This window comes from Chlorobiota bacterium (assembly GCA_016710285.1).
GTDB lineage: Bacteria > Bacteroidota > Ignavibacteria > OLB7 > OLB7 > OLB7.
Genome location: JADJXR010000003.1, coordinates 45,043 through 62,236 on the forward strand (window position 1 = coordinate 45,043; position 17,194 = coordinate 62,236).

Annotated in this window: 17 protein-coding genes; all 17 read right to left on the bottom strand. The window is 57.0% G+C overall.

The window, feature by feature from the left end; translation table 11 throughout:
- Positions 1–7: 7 nt before the first annotated feature.
- A complete protein-coding gene (locus IPM61_16815) occupies positions 8–469 on the bottom strand; it encodes a hypothetical protein (GenBank protein ID MBK8912963.1) in 462 nt (153 codons plus the stop codon).
- A complete protein-coding gene (locus tag IPM61_16820) occupies positions 469–1,086 on the bottom strand; it encodes a hypothetical protein (GenBank protein ID MBK8912964.1) in 618 nt (205 codons plus the stop codon). Before IPM61_16820 ends, IPM61_16815 begins: the two co-directional genes overlap by 1 nt.
- 91 nt (positions 1,087–1,177) lie before the next feature.
- Complete coding sequence (locus IPM61_16825) at positions 1,178–1,366, bottom strand: hypothetical protein (protein ID MBK8912965.1); 189 nt, start codon at positions 1,364–1,366, stop codon at positions 1,178–1,180.
- Positions 1,367–1,437: 71 nt separating this feature from the next.
- Entirely contained in the window at positions 1,438–2,769 is a 1,332-nt protein-coding gene (locus IPM61_16830; protein ID MBK8912966.1) for a phage major capsid protein, read from the bottom strand.
- Positions 2,770–2,802: 33 nt separating this feature from the next.
- Complete coding sequence (locus tag IPM61_16835; GenBank protein ID MBK8912967.1) at positions 2,803–4,068, bottom strand: hypothetical protein; 1,266 nt, start codon at positions 4,066–4,068, stop codon at positions 2,803–2,805.
- Positions 4,069–4,083: 15 nt separating this feature from the next.
- A complete protein-coding gene (locus IPM61_16840; protein ID MBK8912968.1) occupies positions 4,084–6,231 on the bottom strand; it encodes a phage portal protein in 2,148 nt (715 codons plus the stop codon).
- 2 nt (positions 6,232–6,233) lie between these two features.
- Entirely contained in the window at positions 6,234–7,724 is a 1,491-nt protein-coding gene (locus tag IPM61_16845) for a terminase (GenBank protein ID MBK8912969.1), read from the bottom strand.
- A 96-nt stretch (positions 7,725–7,820) separates the two neighbouring features.
- Positions 7,821–8,075, bottom strand: a complete 255-nt coding sequence (locus IPM61_16850; GenBank protein ID MBK8912970.1) for a hypothetical protein — start codon at positions 8,073–8,075, stop codon at positions 7,821–7,823.
- A 133-nt stretch (positions 8,076–8,208) separates the two neighbouring features.
- The gene (locus IPM61_16855; GenBank protein ID MBK8912971.1) at positions 8,209–8,535 is read right to left on the bottom strand and encodes a hypothetical protein; all 327 of its coding nucleotides are present in this window, start codon (positions 8,533–8,535) and stop codon (positions 8,209–8,211) included.
- Positions 8,536–8,585: 50 nt separating this feature from the next.
- Positions 8,586–8,864: a hypothetical protein gene (locus tag IPM61_16860; GenBank protein ID MBK8912972.1), complete on the bottom strand. Its 279-nt coding sequence runs from the start codon at positions 8,862–8,864 to the stop codon at positions 8,586–8,588.
- A 103-nt stretch (positions 8,865–8,967) separates the two neighbouring features.
- On the bottom strand, positions 8,968–9,213 hold the full coding sequence (locus tag IPM61_16865; GenBank protein MBK8912973.1) for a hypothetical protein: 246 nt from the start codon (positions 9,211–9,213) through the stop codon (positions 8,968–8,970).
- Between the two features lie 91 nt (positions 9,214–9,304).
- Positions 9,305–9,703 (bottom strand): DUF882 domain-containing protein, encoded by a 399-nt coding sequence (locus IPM61_16870; GenBank protein MBK8912974.1) that lies wholly within the window; start codon positions 9,701–9,703, stop codon positions 9,305–9,307.
- 404 nt (positions 9,704–10,107) lie between these two features.
- The gene (locus IPM61_16875; GenBank protein MBK8912975.1) at positions 10,108–10,659 is read right to left on the bottom strand and encodes a type I-E CRISPR-associated protein Cas6/Cse3/CasE; all 552 of its coding nucleotides are present in this window, start codon (positions 10,657–10,659) and stop codon (positions 10,108–10,110) included.
- A 793-nt stretch (positions 10,660–11,452) separates the two neighbouring features.
- A complete protein-coding gene (locus tag IPM61_16880) occupies positions 11,453–11,761 on the bottom strand; it encodes a hypothetical protein (protein MBK8912976.1) in 309 nt (102 codons plus the stop codon).
- 172 nt (positions 11,762–11,933) lie between these two features.
- A complete protein-coding gene (locus tag IPM61_16885) occupies positions 11,934–12,299 on the bottom strand; it encodes a hypothetical protein (GenBank protein MBK8912977.1) in 366 nt (121 codons plus the stop codon).
- A gap of 1,740 nt (positions 12,300–14,039) precedes the next feature.
- Entirely contained in the window at positions 14,040–14,309 is a 270-nt protein-coding gene (locus tag IPM61_16890) for a hypothetical protein (protein ID MBK8912978.1), read from the bottom strand.
- Positions 14,306–14,506, bottom strand: a complete 201-nt coding sequence (locus tag IPM61_16895; protein MBK8912979.1) for a hypothetical protein — start codon at positions 14,504–14,506, stop codon at positions 14,306–14,308. Before IPM61_16895 ends, IPM61_16890 begins: the two co-directional genes overlap by 4 nt.
- Positions 14,507–17,194: the final 2,688 nt, after the last annotated feature.

Here is a 17,194-nt window from a genome sequence, read left to right on the forward strand (position 1 = left end):
TTGGTCGTTAGGTTTGATCCCATAGCCGGACGATTTCCGTTGCGAGAGTGGACTCCATCGCAGGCACTTCCTTCCCTTCCCAGTCCTCAACCCCGGGGTAAAAGAACGGACGCTCTGGGAACGAGACGTTGAACTCACTTGCGAACTCATGGAACAGCGGATACAGTAGCTTCTGCGTGTCAATGCCGTACTCCACTGCCAACCCGTTGGGAATCGTCTCCGGTTCAAAGAGGCTATTGGGCGCGTTGGGTGCTAAGCCTCTGACGGTGTCCCCGCTACGTATGGCGATGCGTGGCGATGTGGACTTGACCCCTTTCGGTGGTCCAGCTTTGTCCATGTGTCGAACGATGTACGGTTGCAAGCGATACGCGCCGCGCTGAATGGCTCCCTTCGCTATTGGAGCTATCCCCGAAAGGATGGCCGTAAAGCCGCGTTGCACATCCGAGAAATCCGCAGAGTTGTCAGCCATTACACGCCCCTCCGTTTATACTCTGCTAACCGCTTTTTCCATGCTGGTTCAACCTCCAAGAAGATTGTTGTTCGACCTCCGAGGCCTGCCCCATCGGTTGCCGATTCTTGCTTCAATCCGAACCGCCTTGCGCCTTGCTCCGATTGCTTCCATGCCTCGGTAACGAGGTCAAGCATACACCGCTGGATCAGCATCGGAATCTCCGTATTCCCGTCGTTCGTTCCCACGGTATACCCCACCAGTAAGGTGGCGCGATACGTTAGCCCCGGGTCGAACCCTCCGAGGTATCGCAATACTGGAACTTCGTTCAACTCGATTGCATCGTATTCGCTTGATGGGATTTCCGTCCAAGCGTCTCCTACCTCATCCTGATACTCCAACTTCACAACAGTCGCAGGGTGATAGCCGTGCACTTTCGTTGTGCGTCCCGTGCCTGCGAACTGGAACCGGATGTTGCCGATGCTGCTGATGGTGGTCTCTTTCCCGATAGGCTGCTCGCAGTAGTCTTCAACCACCGAAGAGGCAAGCTCTATCCAGCGGGTAACATCGCCGTCAAGCGCGTTATCCGCAAGCGATAGGTGTTCTTTTGCTTTAGTCAGGAAGAGAAGGTTTTGCATGATCTTGCGGCTCGATAGGTTTCCTTGCTCGGATAGCCTACGGGGTCAGCCCGCCAGCCCCAACCGGCGGGTCTGACCCTTTCGGCGTTTGTCATTTGGACGGTGCTGCTTTCTTTGCTTCGGTCGAGATGACCTCGGCAATCGCAACGCCGTCTTTGTCTTTCTCCGTGTACTTCTTTAGCTCATCTTCTCGTATCTGGAGAGTGGCTCCGGGGTTGGCTCCAAAGTGAGCTTTCAAGAGCTTCACGTCAACCATCTTAACGATTTCTTGGTCTGCCATGTTGGTGCTGTGTTTAAGGTTTAACAGGTGGGGAACGGCCTCCCAAAGAAAGCCGCTCCCACGGTTCATGCTTAGGTCGTGGAGGTCTTAAGTACTCCGAACACGCCCGGCGCTGGGAACGCTTGGCCGAACGCTTGCGTGATCTCCAACGCGCTACGACGAACGCCACTTAGTGCCGTGCCGTTGTAGCTCTCTTTGAATATCTCGATGCCAAGCCCTTCACGCTCTCCCCAATAGGCGTGCTTGGAGAAGTCTCCAAACAGCGCGGATGCCGTAGTCACCGCATCCGTTGGGAAGCAGCTATCAGGGACAACGATACAGCGCTTGCCCATTGGAGTGATGAACGTGTTCGGTCCAATCACACCAAGAGCGTTGCCGATTGCCGGCGGCTGTTGCAGGTTCCAAATCGGGCGGTTGTCTCCATCAATCTCGGTTGCTAAGTACCCGAAGGTGGATTGCGGGAAGATGAAGATTCCGTTTGCAGTAGATGCCATGTTCACAGAGAACAGAAGCCGCTTAAGGTCAACCCAAGAAACAAGGGCGCGGGTGGTCTTACCGCTGTTGGATGCGCCACCCTGATAGGCCGTGTTTGTCCCCGACGTGTTAATGATCCCCGTATGGTTTGCACCCGTACCGGACCCCTTGAAGAACTGCTCGTCTCGGAGTTGCGCCATTGCGCGGCCAAGCTCTTCGGTCATAAACCGGATGAACGCTGGCTTTGCATCGCGTAGCAGTTCGCGAGTAACCAAGAACGCAGCCGCTCCAGTCTTTGCCACCATTGCGGTCTGAGCGAAGAAGCTGGTGGAGTCAATCGGCGTAGGAGCCGCTTCCTCTCCAACCATCGCGGCGGTCGTGGAGCCGCCACGGTTCAGATACTCCGTCTTGGCCGTCATCGGATAGTTCCGTGCGATAGAAGGGACGTACCCGTATTGCTCAGCCGTCTGAATGATCTCACTGGACCAGTTCGCTGGAACAATCTCCACACCTTGCCCCGAAGAGCTTTCGTTGAAGTTGGCGCGAACAGTCTCAGGAAACTGATCGGGGTGAGCCTTGCGAACCGTCTCGATTGCGTCCACGCTCTTGTCGTGTAGTGCGGTGAGATACTCACCCAAGAACTTAGCGTTTGCAACCGCTCGTTTGTAGTCGGCTTGCGAGCGATAGATGGACGTGCTGCGCCCGATGTTGCGGACGTTGCGCTCTTCCTCTTCCTGCCAGAGTCCAAGCATCTTTGCGGGTGTTGCCCCCGATTGCTCCCCCGCTTCGACCATGTCGCGGAACTTGTCAGCCGCCTTTGTGAAGGCATCCGGTAGGTATGTGCCAACCGACTTCTCGATGTGGCTCTTGACCGCTTCGTCAAGGAGTGCCTGTGCCTCAGCAGGCAGCTCGAAGTTTTCTTTTCCCATGTGGGTCTCCTGAAAGTTGTTTGCTGTTCCCTGCTAGGCAGGCGTGGTTATACGGCGCAAGGACTCCACAAGGGAACCCGTTGTCAGCCGTACCGGCGGGGGCTGTGTTGTATCGGTTTCGGTTGTCTCTTCGTTTGTTGGTTCCGGCTCTCTCCCAGTACTCGCATCAGCCTTCGCCTTCGTTGTGAGCAACTCCCTGATGTCTGCGTTGTACTGCTCGATGTGTGAGCTAATCAGCTTTATCACTTCTGCGGTGGATGCTTCCTTCACCCCTTCCGCCTTCTCGGCTGCTTCTTCCTGCGATTCCACTTGCTTCAACACTCCAGCAATAAGGTCGCTCGCAGTGCGTAGGTCGCTCTCGTTCTTGGTGGATAGAACACGCCCCGCCTTGATGGTCTCCAACGTTGCCAACGCAGCCTTTGCGACGGCTGCCAGTTCTGCGGTGTTGCTCGAGAGGTTGATGCCAGCAATAACCCGCTTGGTGATCTGCGAAAACTCGTCAACCAACGCCCCAGCATACGCCACCCGTTGCTCTATCCCAGCAGTGGAAAAAAGCCCGTGTCCAGATAGGCAAGTCCACAACGCCCATTGGAACTGCCAGAACAGCCGTTCAACGGCTCCAAGAGTGATCTCCGCTTCGATGCTCTCCCCGAGTAACGCCGACTTCACTTCTGGCAGGTCGCTCCCTGTTGCCCCTTCGTTGCTCACCCGCTTTAGTGATCCTTCCAGTGCCTCTTGGAACTGTTCGGGGGTCATCCCTGCGATGAAGGCATCGGAGAGCGAACGGATAGGCACGACCACGTTAGTGGCACGCCATTCCGCAGGGGTCGGGGTTAGTGATGCTTCTGCAATAACCCACGTCTTGATCTCGCCGCTGTTGTCTCGGTTGTAGAGGTGTGGAGCCGTCCCTGTGGAGTACTTGAGTTTCCCCGCTTGGACCATCTCGTATATCCGCCGCTGATACTCATCGGCCATGTCGAGGACGTGTTCAGCCCATAACCCCACTTCATCCATGCGGACAACGTCCAAGTGTCCAACGCTGCGAGTCGCAAGCTCTTCCAGTGCGGCCTTCTCTTCGGGGGATTCCTTTCCGAGTAGGAGCGGATAACGGTGATGAATGTACACGTCCGAGAGTAGCCCTTTGCGATGGCCGAACTCGGTTGCGCTGGTGAAGTAATCGCCGTAAAGGTCGCGCCGTTCAGGACTGCCAAAGCTCAGGATATAGCCGCCAACGCGGCCATCACCCAACGCCTTCACTTCCCCGCCAAGTGCGATAATGGTCTCCGGTGCTGTGTTCATGTTGAGCTGTTAGGCTTACCCCGCCTGCGGGTTGGTTTGTGCTACGTCTGGAAGCGTGTAGCAGCGCTCCCGTGGTTGGTTGGGGTACTCTGTCCGCGTCCCATCTGCTTGGGTGAACATCCCTTCGTCATCTTCAACCTGCCCGTCTATCTTATGCGCTCCACGGACTCGCTTATCGCGACGGGTCAACCATGCACGTTTGAAGTCCAGCCCTTGCCATGCCTCTTTTTGGCTGGCGTTTATCGTGACTGCTGCCGTGGTCTGTGCAATCAAATCGGCACGCGATTCGGAGTAGGTCTCGAAGGAAGCCTGGATCGCTTTGGATACCTCTGCTTCCGGTCGGTCTTTCATCTTGCGAAGCAACTCCTGCATCTCGCGATGAATCGTGTCCACTGGTTCCTTGATAAGGGAAGAACTTTTGTCAACAGCCCGCTCCACTTGCTTGTCAAAGTCCGAGCGTAGCTCATCCCAATCCTTGTCAACCGTGTCGAACGCGTCACGCATAGACCAGTCCACTAAGGCAGCGCGGTCGTTCGCTGTTGACTTCTCCCACGCCTTCTTCGCATCCGCTGCGTTGAACGGGTCTTTGCGCTCATCTTCATCACGGGTAAAGGACCGGATACTCCCCAGGACTTCCTTCTCCAATGCACGAAGCTCGCGCTGGATGGTCCGCTTCAATAGCGCGGCATACTCAGCACGTGCGTCATCCTTGCGCAACCATAGCGCGGCACGAACAGGCTCCGATCTCGCTGTGTCTGCCAGTAGCATCCGCATGGTGCGGGCGGTCATCGCGTTCTCTACATCACCGCTTGCTGGCGTGGGTTGCTCTGTATCCCCTTGCTGTGCCGCTTCCTGTTGCGCTGGTTGCGCGTTTGGTGGTGCGGGCGGTAGTTGGGTAGGGTCTGGAGCTTTCGGGGCTTGTAGGGTATTGTAGGCGGCAAGAAGGTCGGGACGGGGGAGCAACATATCTGCCAGCGGTTCGGGCGACTCTTCCAGTCCCCGTTCCCGTCGCAGGTCGTTAATCGTTGCCAACCCGTTATCGAGACGGTGGACTTCATCCAGCCGAACCTCTTCGGGGTTGTCCCACTCTATCGGCTCGTACCCAATGATGACGTTGGGGTCTGCCAACTGCAAGAATCGCGTTAGCGCCTTTGCGCTTCGTTTCGCGTCGGGATCAATGGAGCGCTGGAGTGTGTGCCACTGACCTTTGAAGCTCGCAGCTGGAGCGGCGGCATCGTAGGTTCCGGTTAGGATACCCCACGGCACGCGGAAGATCATTGCCACGCGTCGGTCCACGTTCTCCGTCATCTCCGAGAGGTTGCGAAGGTTGCCCGTCGCATCAGCAATGACGGCTTTTGCGTTGCCCGGTAAGTAAAGGGGCTTCCACACGTTATCCGTCCCCTGATGTTCCTGCAAGAACTCTTGTACGAAGGTCTTGCGGTCAGCAGGTCGCACCTCTGACTGGGATTCGATGAACAGCGGCGGGATTGCTCCGTTGCGGAAGTGGTTGGTTAGGTGTTCACGGACGTAGTGACCCACGTCAATATCCGCAAGGGCTGCGGTGATGCGGCTGCGACCGCGAAGCCATTGCCCTTCCATCGTCCCCGATGGAGCCATCAGCGGCAAGAAGCAAAGCTCTTCGGTAGGAACAGGCATCGGCCCCGTTGGTGTCCAGACCTCATAACCGCCGATTAGCTGCCCCCCTTGCTTGCTTGGGAGTACCGTCACCAACGTCGCGGGGATCACCCAGATTGATTGCGGTACGCGCTTCCCCTCTCTCGGCATCCAAAGGAACGCAGCCCCTGCGATGCTTTGCCAGTGCTCGATTGCCTTCTGAATATCTTCCCACGTCAACCACGGGATCAGTGGATTCGGGTTCTCCATCAGCAACGCCATCCAGTGATCGGCTGGAGCCTCTTTCTTCCCCCCTTGCTCTTTGGGGTCGCGAACGTACACCTTCCACTCCAACCCCGCACGGGCTTCGGCCCTTTGCTCAATGCAAGCGTAACTCACTCCGAAGAAGCGGTCGAGGTGAGTGCGAAGGGTGGCGGCTCCGTATCGGCTGGCGAACCAACGGCCTGCCATCATGGGAGAGCTTCGCCGCAACACTGCTGATGCGACCCGCTCGCCAATCGCTGTAAGGTATGTTCGTAGGGTTGCCATGTTTACACTTTCTGCATTGCCCGAACCAGTAGCGCAAGGGCTTCGGCGCGGTCGGGGCTTCGCCCGCCAATCGCTGCCTTTACCTCGTCCTTGCTGACGATCTTGATCCCTCGCACTGTCTTCTCAAAGCGGTGCGCCTTTATCTCTTGATCCAGCAGCTTATCCGGTGGGAGTGCGATAGGGTCATCGCTGTAAGGGTCTAACGCTTCGCGAAGCCGCCAGTACATTTCAGCCCGCACGTTGTAGAACCCAAAGTTTCCTTGTTTGGACCGCGCCCCTGTTGCTGCTGCTGCGTTGGCTCCATAGACTCGATGTTCCCCGTCTTCCAGTGCATCGTATGCACTCCCACCCACGCCAATCTGGTCAATGACAATCGGCACAAGACCGAGGTCGTCACTGGTTTCATACTCTCGCAGCACAAGGTCCGCAACATCGCTTCCCCGCTTGGTCTGACTTCCTGGGACTGCGAGAAGGTCATCTATCCAACGACCGTACGCCTTCGCGATCACCGTGTTGTCTTCACCCCCACGGGCAACGTCTATCCCCATCGCGCTCAATGGCCCGGGCTTGCCACCGCTTGCCTTGCGTGCTGCTTCCCATCGGAGATGCGAAAGCTGCAACCACTCGGACGGGACAACCTGCCATTCATCGTCACGCACCGCGATTTGCATATCCCCGTAAAGCAGTTGGCTGCGAAGAGGCTCCGGCGTTGCTTGAAGGTTTGCCAGATAGGTCGCGTCTGCCATCAGGTACGGGTTATCTGTCAAGCGTGCTGGGATGAACGTCCGGCTTCGAGGGTGGACCGTCTCCCTTCCCCGTGGCGTGTCAACCTCAAACGGGCTGCCGCTTGGCACTTCCACCGTCTCACCGTTCACCACTGCGAACCATCGCAACTCGCCCGGGTTGGCAGGGTGTGGGTGCTCTTTGTCTATCCACGGTGCGAGGTACTCCAACACCCAGCTGCCTTCGGTTGTCGTTGGCGGGTTGAACGTGCTGATGACGCGGCAACGTTGCCCCGCACGGGCTGACCGGTTCCAACGGACGATGAACTCGTACTGCGTTCGGGTGAACTCTGTCACCTCATCAAAGACCTTCAAGTCGTGGGGTCGCCCCTTGTACTTGTTTTTGTCTTTTTCGTGTACGCAACTTCCGATCTCGATTTGCTGACCTGTGTCGAGCCGATAGATGCCGGTGTTCTCGTTGAGCTTCCCAGCGTCTTCGACAATCTCACGCAGCCGCTCAATGATGCTGCGAGCTTGTGGGTACTCCCTGCGAAGGATAAGGGAGCGGTGGTGGGCTGTCACCGCAGCACCTAACCCCAAGTCAGTTTTTCCGCCCCCTGCGCTCCCCCCGTAAAACACTTCATCGGCAGCGGATGCAAGTGCCTGTTGTTGTGGGATGTTATTCGGGTGCGGCTCCCAGAGCGGCTTCTGATTGCGCTGCTTGTGCCGCCTCGAGAAGTCGAATCCCTCAACACGGGCGTTTGGTAGCACCCTTTGGATCGCACGAGATTCAACATCGGATACAAAAATGGATGCGTTTTTCACCCGCTCGAATCGCTCTTTTTGTTATATTTGTATATGGCACATTTACCTCACAACCGGCGCACTTACGTGCGGAAATATCGAGACACCAACCGCGATTCCATCAATACCTATGTTCGGCAATGGCGCGCCGAGCGGAAGGCGTGGGCCGTCGCTCATCTTGGCGGCAAATGCGTGCAATGTGGCGCGGTAGATAACCTCCACTTCGATCATATTGACCCCGCAACAAAAGACTTTCACATTTCCTCTGCTATCAACTCTGGGCTTGAAAAACTCATTCAGGAGTTGAAGAAATGTCAACTTCTTTGCGCTTCTTGTCATCGGCAAAAGACCATCAAAGAACTTTCATCAGCCAAGCACGGATCAGCCCGGATGTACAACCGTTACAAATGTCGTTGCGAGTTATGTCGGGGCTGGAAACGCGACTACGACGCTACTCGCCGTCTCCGTCGCGGGAAGCGGCCTCAAGAAGCCTGATTCCCTTATCTGCCATGACACCGTGGAGCGTGGCAAGCTCGGCGGCTGGCTGCTTCCTGATGTAGTCTGGATCACCTGCGACCTCCGCTTGCACCTTGAGAGTTGTGAGAAGGGTTGCCAAATACTCCGAGAGTAACTCACCGAAGTCGTGTTGCTTTTTTAGTGCAACTTGATGCATCCGGTCCGCTGGAATCTGCTGCTTCCATCGAGAGACAAGGGACCTATCGATCTTGTAGTCCGCAGCAACTTCGCTGACGGATTGCCCTGCTAAAAGGGCTGCCATGACCGCCGCTCTCACTTGTTCGCTATGCGCTTTCCCTCTTGGCATTGCTGCTATTTCTTTTCTTCCGTCGGCCCTGCATCCTTTGCAAACAGGCCAATGATGAACAGGGCTACACTGAGAACCCCCGTTTGTACTTCCGTCGGGACTTCAACGATCCCAAGCGCGTTCAGCACCGTTGCAAGGCCTGCAATGATTGCCCCCGCTGTTGTCTTCCAGTTTCCCATGCCGCTTCTCAATAGGTTGATTAGTTGAACGATTGTCCACGCTGCTTTGATCTTATCTAAGAACGACACCTTAACCTCCCAATCCCCAACAGGGTCGGACTCCATTGGGTCGGGTGGTCGTATCGGTGGGGATGCATCTGGAGCTGGCTCATACCTGTCAGGCTCGCGTGTCTCCACCGTCGTGATTATCGGCTCGCTCATGGCTCGGTTAGTTCAGGCTTGCGGTCAGTATCTCCCCGCATTGGTTGCCGATGGCGCACCAGACTTGGTCTTGCACGGAGACGTTTAGGCTGCCTTGCCTCACTCTCACCGTCTCGGTGACAACGGCGCGGCAAAAGACCACGCCCGCAGGCTTTGCCAGTTCGTCTATTATCTCCAACGATAAGTCTCCGAGGGTGTAGAGAGCTTGCTCTATCGCCTTAGCAAACGGCGAAGGTTCAACGTGGATCACCATCCTTGCCATCCGAAAGCGATAGCCAAGAAGATCACCACCAAGAACCCGATAATGGCGGCGATTGCGAGCAAGTTCAAAAACTTCTCGGTGCTCATCCCTGCCATCTCCGTTTGGGTCCGGTGTCTATGTGGGTGAAGCTCCGATAACATCCAAGCCCGCCCATGTGCTCCCCGAATATCTTTCCTGCTTTGAGGTCTCGTTGCACCTCTTGCGGTGTCTTGCCTCGCACCACAAAGTCCGCCGCCGTGCCAAGCATGTGCTGCGAGTGTTTCGCGCCACCAATGGAGCGGTTGTAGGTTGGGGTTCGGTATCCGCTGTTAATATGAACCGGCGCGTCGTAGTACTCCCGAATCTTGTCCAGAAGTTCCACCGTCTCTGAAGAGATCAGCACCGTATCCGACCCATCACGGCAAGCGAACTCGCTCACCTTGAAGTGCCGCCCCACGGGCTGATCCCCGTCAGTGGTAACGCTGTAACGCTTGACTGGCATACGTCCCCCGCTGGTTGTTGTGTATCCTCACAATGATACGCAGGGGAGTGCGACGGTATCAAAACCGCCCGTTATCTCTCCATCGCCTTGCGCTGTTGGAAGTGCCTCTCGGCTGCGGATCGGTGAAGGTGAAACCCGTCGGCGATGCACTCCCACGTCGGGTTCCTGTTCGTGATGTTGCGAGTGTCCCAGCGTGCTATCTGATACCCCAGCACCTCTGCGCCTGCAACCATCGCGCAAAGGATGTGGTTCTTCGATACTGCCAGCACTTCACCCCATCCCTCTCCCTATCCAGACGATGGAGCCAACCCGATACGCGTCGGGGATTGGTGTCTTCGGGTTTTGTAGGTATGGCTTGCGGCGGCGTGGCATGGATGTAGTAACGTGGTCCATGTTGGTGTGCCTTAGGTGAGGACTACCATCCCACACCCCCAAGCCTTTCCCCTCCCTATCCCCTTCGCCACCGCTTCTTTGGCTCTCTCTTCATCGGTGATGACTACCACCCCACGGAAGTCAACAGCAAGCAGGCGTGCGCCGTTGCTCCCTTGCAGCCATTCCTCTTGCACCCTCTCCAAGCGGATCACCTCAAAGCCCGCACGCCGCAGCTGCTCCCCTGCCCATTGCTCTTGCGAGCGTGACCCCTTCAACCCGAACCGCTTCCCCGTCCGTGACTCGCACCTCGTTGGGTTGACACAAAACCGCAGCTTGTGAACGCCCCCACGCTCAACGATTGGCTCTTCAATCTCTGCCTTCTTGTGTAGGTATCCTTCGGCAAGCGTGGCATAGTCCCCAGCACTCTCGGAGCGCACAAGCACCGCACGCTCCACGCATTCACTCGGTAGGTGAGATGTTGCCCCGAATATGCGGCGCAGCGTCTGGTGCAGGCTGTACGGGTCTTGCAGGTCGTTCGTCAGCCTTGCGTGTCCAGCAGGTCTAAGTAGGTCAGCATGATGCAAGCTCCTTATTGATGAAGACGGGTGTACGGTATGCCCATCGGTGTGCGTAGTTGTCCATGTGCCAGTATGGCGGGCCGCCATCCCCAAGCCCCTGCGTCTCGCCGTGGATGATGCTGAAGTCCTTTAACGCTTGCCGCGCCGATACAGGCACAGCACGCGCAAGGTACTTGCGCTCTCACCTTCTTTGCGCCAAGACTTGCACCACCGTTCCTCCCCACTCTTTCACTTCCCAGCGGATCACCTCACCACATCCAACACGCTCCGCGCCCGATGTGGGTGATCGTTTGCAGCAGTCGTATGATCTCACCCTTGTTGCCGATGCACCGCGCTTTCCACACATCTGCCAGATGCATCGCGACAGGCACGCGGCGGCATTGTAGCCGCCCTGTTCGTCAACTTTCGCAGGCATAACCTCGCGTTGGCCGTGTCTGCGAGCCATCGCGGCTTCGCTTCAAGAACCAGCCAACACCGCTATACTCGACGTGCGCCGTCAAGTCCGAACAGATCGGCGGCCTTCGACCTCCAACAGAGGCAGCGGCACGTTCACCGCCCGCCTCACCTGTCAGCAGGTATGGGCTTGCCCTCGGTGATGTCCTGACGCGACAGCGTGCCGCAAGGATGCTGTCGAGTGAGCGCCACCTACTTCCGGCCTTTCGTGATCCTTGTCCAGTAATCGCACGCACAACCAGCGTGCGCTTCGATAGCCTTGTAAAGTCCAGCGTTCGCGCAAGAGCTGCTCCATACTCTTCGAGTGATAGGTCGGTCATTGGGTTCAGTGTGGTTTGTAGTGGGGCTACACGATGCCGCTTCCGGCTCCGGTGTAGCAGTCTCTGTTGCGGCCTTGGAGCTTCTTCACCGTCGCACGATACGCCCGCTCCAATACCTCACGGGGATAGGCGTAGTCGAACACGTCCCACGGAAGCGGCTGATCTATCGGTAGATCATACTCATCCGCTTCGGCAACCTCTCGCAGCGTCCCAAGCTCGGACGATCCCCACTCTGCCATCATCTCCAACATCCGCGCCCTACCCGCTGGCGTTGCTCCCGATAGTATCGTCGTTGCTGCTGCCATGTAGTCCCGCTGCCCCGTTGCTTGCGTCACACGCAATCGGGGAGCTTCAAGGTCTTTGCACTGCCGTGCCTTTCCAGCACGCCACCACCACAACCGAACCACTGCATCGGCGTGCCGTAGCGGTTGAACGGTTGCCTGCGCAATGCAAGGTTCCGCCGCGTTGTCCCATGCAGTCCGTCACTGATCCCACGGATCACACGCTTCAAGTCGTTGACTCTATTCCGCCGCCCATCGGCAGCCCTGAAATCAAGTGCCACGCAGCACGACCGTAAAACCGCTCTTCCGTCTTGTTCAAGATGTCCACCGTGTCACGGATCAGCCGCGCATCGGTGAGGTATCCCTTACCAACAGCGCGACGCAATCGCGCCGAGACCCCTTCCACTCCAAAGGCGTACCGCTTCGTTCCCGGGACCCGTGCGTCGGGATTCGATAGCGTGGTGTCAAGTCTCCCAGTCCATCCGTTGTCACGACCCTTCCATGCTGGCGCAATGCGGCGCGGATCACCTGATCTCTGGATGGCTTTCAGCGTCACCCGCTTGCAGGTGAACATCGGAGCGGCTTCAATCACCGGAATGATTTCCGCCGCGCTGTTCTCTTGTACTGGTGAGCGCCAACCAAGCGAACAGAACCCACACTTGAACTGGCAACCCCGCGCTATCTCGACCCGACGTTGCCCGTTGTGCGATACCTGTATTGAGTGCTTTAGCGTGATGCTGATGTCCTTCGCCCATGCTTGACGTATCCGGTCACGTCCCAGCACGTGACGGCTTGGGACGTATACCGATTCAACAGCAGCAGCACTGGTCCAAGAACCTTCTCGATCACCCCTACTGCGTCCCACGCTTCAAGCAGTTCCGGCAATGGCCTTCCGCGTCCCCATGTACGTACAAGTCGAAGACATCAGCCATCGGCAGTAATAGAAGACCTTGACCACCAGCCCACACGAGTGGCCAACGCCCGTCGCGATCCTGCCTGCGTATCGGCATTCCCGAGTCGCGAAACCGACTTGCCCTCTATCATGCAACGGCTATCCATCACCGAGATGAACACCGAGTCGAACGCCGTCACCGGTTCCTGCGTGAACCTTCAGCCACCATCTCAAGACCGTATGGCGCACCTATCGCACCAAGTACCGCCAACGGAAAGATCAGCCCGTGTGGCTCTTTTTACGTCGTGGGTTTCTTCCAACATTCGCCACGACTTGAAGCCCGATGCAAACACCCCTCATGGCTCCTCCGGTAGTATATCCAGCCGTAGTACATCCGACCGCTACGCTTCACTTGCTCGATACAGTGCTGCGACCCTTTCGGTAGCTCCAACAGCTTGTCCCGCACGTTGCGCCGTGCGTCCGTGTTCCAGCGTCTCTCCCACCAAGAACAATCGGTGAACGCGATGAAGACCTGCGGCGTTTTCCGCTTGCAGGATGTCGCGGATGAACCCCCACGGATCACCGTGGGGATCAACATCCACTATCTCACTTTGCAAGCATCACCTGTCGCGCTTCTTCACTCTTTGTTGGTCAAGCAACGCGTCCGACGTTGAAGCCACTGTATCGCTTTCAGTTTCCCGCCGTCCGTGCCGAAAGACACCACCCGATCACAGAGCGAAGACCAAAACGCCGTCATCGTTCCCATCCCGCGTTGGTCTCCACGCAAAGGCTATGGCTCACCGGAAACCGCATCACCCCTCGCGTATCCGCAGCTTGTGTTGCACGTTGGTGTTATCCATTATGCGGCCTGCACCTCATCAATCTGACCACTACGCAGACGCATCGCCAACGCTTCGGCGTTCCCCACGAGATATTCTTCAGGCGCACCGCGCACCTCTAAAAGTCCTTCGAGTAGTCACGCCCTTCAAAGAGCCATTCCTTCAACGCGTCCGAACCTGCCAGCTTGCGCTCCACCTAAGCCGGGCGACTTCTCCCACCAGTCTTCACACCCAGCAACCAACGCGCCAAGCGTTGTAAGTTGCGTACGGACGCACCGTCATCCTCGACGGCGATGACCGCACCCCTCCAACAGTACTTCCCGACCGTATGGCATCCCACCCATCTCTCCAAGCATCGCAGCACGTGCGTAACTGCGGCTTCCCATCTGCGACTCTGCCGGGGCTGTTGCTTGTGGCAACGCTCGCACTTCCTCCGCCAACGCGTGCTGGTTCTCACTACACACAAGGCGCGGCGTGTGTAGTAGCAGCTGCGAGCTTCCCAGCATCGTATCGTACAAGCAACCACCTAACAAGTCCAGCACGGGGAACGCCTTGCGCGTGGCGTGGATACGGTCACTCTTCGAGAGCTGACTACCGGAGGTCATCGCCCCGCCGTTTTGCAGCACGCGCTCGATGTCAGGGGAGAACTCACCCGCACCACTACCAAGCCCAACCTTTCGAGTAGGTGACGGCTGCACCCTGCGCGGATATGATGACGGACGCTAACGCCTGATACCTCTGGCACTCGGATCACTTCCATCTGCGACGCTTCCACGTCGTCGAACTGCAACGGCTCCATCACCACCGTCTCCGCCTTCTTCCCTTCCACCCACTCCGCCTTCACCCATCGCCGTACATCGCTCACCGTCATCGCTGCGTTGTCTCGCAGTTCTTGAGTGCCAACGTTGCTGCGTTGGTTGGCATCGCGTACACCGCCGCCAACGTGTCGTCATGCATACTCTCGACGACCTTGACGTTGACGGAGTTCAACACCGATGCAACGAAGTCGCGGGTTCCTTCGCTGCTACTGGCACACTGCTGCAATCGGCTAACGACGGATTCCCACATTGCGTTGCTCTTGTCAGGAGCCGCACGCAAGAACCCAAAGCACACTTGTCGGCGGTCCGCATCCCAGTTATAGCACACGTCATAACAGGCGCGGAAGAGTATCGCCGCAAGAAACTGACTGGGAGTCATCACCGCCCAATCTTCTGCGATCTCTTTCGGTAGTGGGAACTGCGCTTGCAGCTTTCGCACTGTGTCGGGGACTGATCCCGTTGCAGCGTTCCCACGCTTGCGCAACATCGGCTCACGTCTGAACTTCGAGAAGTTGCTCTTATCGCCAGTGCCGGGGTCGCAGTGCGTCATCGGCCTTCGCAGTCGCAAGATGAACCCAAGCCGCAACGGCTTTGATCCGATAGTGACGGAGTGCGGATACTATAGTGGAAGCATCGCGAAGGAATCAGCTTTTGCCTTCGTCTTCCTCTTTGCTCTTCGCGGTCGGTTCGGCGACCCTTCTTCTGCGAACAGCTTTTCGTCCGTCATGGTCAGTCCTCTTTGGGTTTAGTGAGTAGCCTCTGCAACAAGGGCGATTAATAGCTCTTTGCTTTGCTTGTACTGATCTAAATCGCGCTGCAACGTCATCACCTCCAAGCGTGAGAGTTGCCCTGTTGCCGTGGTATTCAGCCCAAGCTGGCCATCCCATAGCGGCCACGGCAGCCGGTTCTCTATCCCGTTATAACCAGCAGCACGGCAACGCCGTACTTACCTCTGCGCTCCGATCACCTTCCACCAGTCCACAACGAACCTACCTGTCATCACGCCGGGGACATGGATCACCACAGGCGCTGCCCCGCCAAGTGTCCCACACCCCTCCATCGCTGTACATATCCCACACGGCTTTTTTCACATCGGTGGTGATAACGATTGCGCACCGCTCCCCAATGCTTATCCCAGAACATCGGGATCATGTCGCGCCACGCAGCACGCCCTTCACGCTCAGCACTGACGGGGGATTGCATGGGCCAGTAGAACGCGCCGCTTTCAAAGCAGGCGATACTCCCACGGTTCCACATCGCGCTCACCATCTTCCCCTTGCTGTTGGGCAACTGCCCAAGCAACAGCCGCGCCGTTGGCTCACTGATAACCCCACCTTCATGGGCGTATCCCTCCCGATCTCTTCCCTGTGTAGCTGCAACGACTACCGCTTGGGAGTGGTGTCGGTGGGTATGGTAGTGTGCCGATCTTCATCGCATCGGCAATAATGTCTGTGTAGGTCATATCTCTGTGTTGGTGTGTTTTGTCCGCTGGTTCCGTCTGGACTTGATAGGCACGATCTTCGCATCGCCAAAATGGTGGCGATGAACGGTAATCATCCGATGTTTGTAGGTATGTAGTACGGGCTATAGGCTCCTTTGCTTCACGGAGCAACTCCCACCGTCTAAACCATCCTTGACGCTGGTACTTTTTACGCACCACCCGCAGCGGCGGTAAGCAACACGCACTCGATAGTTAGGTTGTAGATTCTCATTGGTTTCTCCTGTCATGTAGTATGATCCTATCCACTCCCGCGCATCTTCATCCCGCACATGATGGCAGGTAACAACGAAGCGGTCGGACAACTCGTTGCGCAGCAAATACCCTTTCCGCACCAACTCGTTTACGCTCTCTTCCGCTTCTTGCATATGCCGAACGGAACGTTCTTCGCCACCCGGTCTTTCCCGTGCGAGTAGGATGCAACGCCGAACATCGTGCGATGCTTTCACTTGGTATCTTCCAGCGCTTGAACCGCGCAATACGCTGCTAACTCGGAGAACGATAACCGACGTGCACATTGCATCCAGTAGCTCACCGTAGTTGACCACCGCAGAGCGTTCCGTCTTACTCGCCCACCCTGCAATCTTCATCGCCCTCCAGACCCAAGTGATGTGCGTCCGCAAATCTCTCCGGCATATTGAGAGACTCACCACCCCAATCGGCAAGGTCTTCCATAAGGCTGCCCCTGTATATCCGCATAGGCCCGCGTTTCTTCGGTGGCGAAGGGTTCCTCTTGCGCCCCTCTGTTGCCACCCGTACCGCTATGCGAGCAATGGCAAGCTCTGCGCCATCCGCACCGTCCAGTATCGCACAAGTCCCACCACGGAACCCAGTCAGATCACGGAGAGAGAACAGGCACAATGGTCCGCAGCGTAATGCTTCCAGCTTGCGATCCCGCTATTCATTAATTCTCTCCAGCCGCTTTGCTACTTGCCGGATTAGCTGTTCGTTGTCCTGTATCCACTGCATTGTCTTTAGCACCGCTTGCATCTCTGCGATCTTCTTTGAGCAGAAGCCCGTTGACCTACCCGCCCTGACCCACTTGGTGTAAAGGGTTTCGCGGGTGGCCACCCACGGCTCACCACCGCGATCATACCCATCTATCCGCAACCGCTGGGTTGTTTCCGATGCCTCGAAAAATGTTCACCTAACATCATGGCGTTATCACCCTCGGAATTATGTACGTGGAAGGCTCCCCAAACATTAACGATAGCGAGGCCATTGGAGTGAGACTCAACCCGCTTGACGATCCTCGAACTCCGAGGCAAACCCTCGCATAGCTCTTCCCTAACTCCAATCACGTTCACTGAACAGCAGCCCTGATGAGGAAGTCCAGCAAAGACATTGTTTTGCTCCCGGAGGCTGTTGCTCCACCCTATTGTCCCGATTGCCCTACCATCGCCAACCGCGTTGGTGAGGCAGCACCTTCAAAGTCAACGC

Coding starts and splice junctions, on each gene's coding strand:
- IPM61_16815 (MBK8912963.1), bottom strand. CDS start 469: ATGGCTGACAACTCTGCGGATTTCTCGGATGTGCAACGCGGCTTTACG.
- IPM61_16820 (MBK8912964.1), bottom strand. CDS start 1,086: ATGCAAAACCTTCTCTTCCTGACTAAAGCAAAAGAACACCTATCGCTT.
- IPM61_16825 (MBK8912965.1), bottom strand. CDS start 1,366: ATGGCAGACCAAGAAATCGTTAAGATGGTTGACGTGAAGCTCTTGAAA.
- IPM61_16830 (MBK8912966.1), bottom strand. CDS start 2,769: ATGGGAAAAGAAAACTTCGAGCTGCCTGCTGAGGCACAGGCACTCCTT.
- IPM61_16835 (MBK8912967.1), bottom strand. CDS start 4,068: ATGAACACAGCACCGGAGACCATTATCGCACTTGGCGGGGAAGTGAAG.
- IPM61_16840 (MBK8912968.1), bottom strand. CDS start 6,231: ATGGCAACCCTACGAACATACCTTACAGCGATTGGCGAGCGGGTCGCA.
- IPM61_16855 (MBK8912971.1), bottom strand. CDS start 8,535: ATGGCAGCCCTTTTAGCAGGGCAATCCGTCAGCGAAGTTGCTGCGGAC.
- IPM61_16860 (MBK8912972.1), bottom strand. CDS start 8,864: ATGGAGTCCGACCCTGTTGGGGATTGGGAGGTTAAGGTGTCGTTCTTA.
- IPM61_16865 (MBK8912973.1), bottom strand. CDS start 9,213: ATGGTGATCCACGTTGAACCTTCGCCGTTTGCTAAGGCGATAGAGCAA.
- IPM61_16870 (MBK8912974.1), bottom strand. CDS start 9,703: ATGCCAGTCAAGCGTTACAGCGTTACCACTGACGGGGATCAGCCCGTG.
- IPM61_16890 (MBK8912978.1), bottom strand. CDS start 14,309: ATGACGGTGAGCGATGTACGGCGATGGGTGAAGGCGGAGTGGGTGGAA.
- IPM61_16895 (MBK8912979.1), bottom strand. CDS start 14,506: ATGTGGGAATCCGTCGTTAGCCGATTGCAGCAGTGTGCCAGTAGCAGC.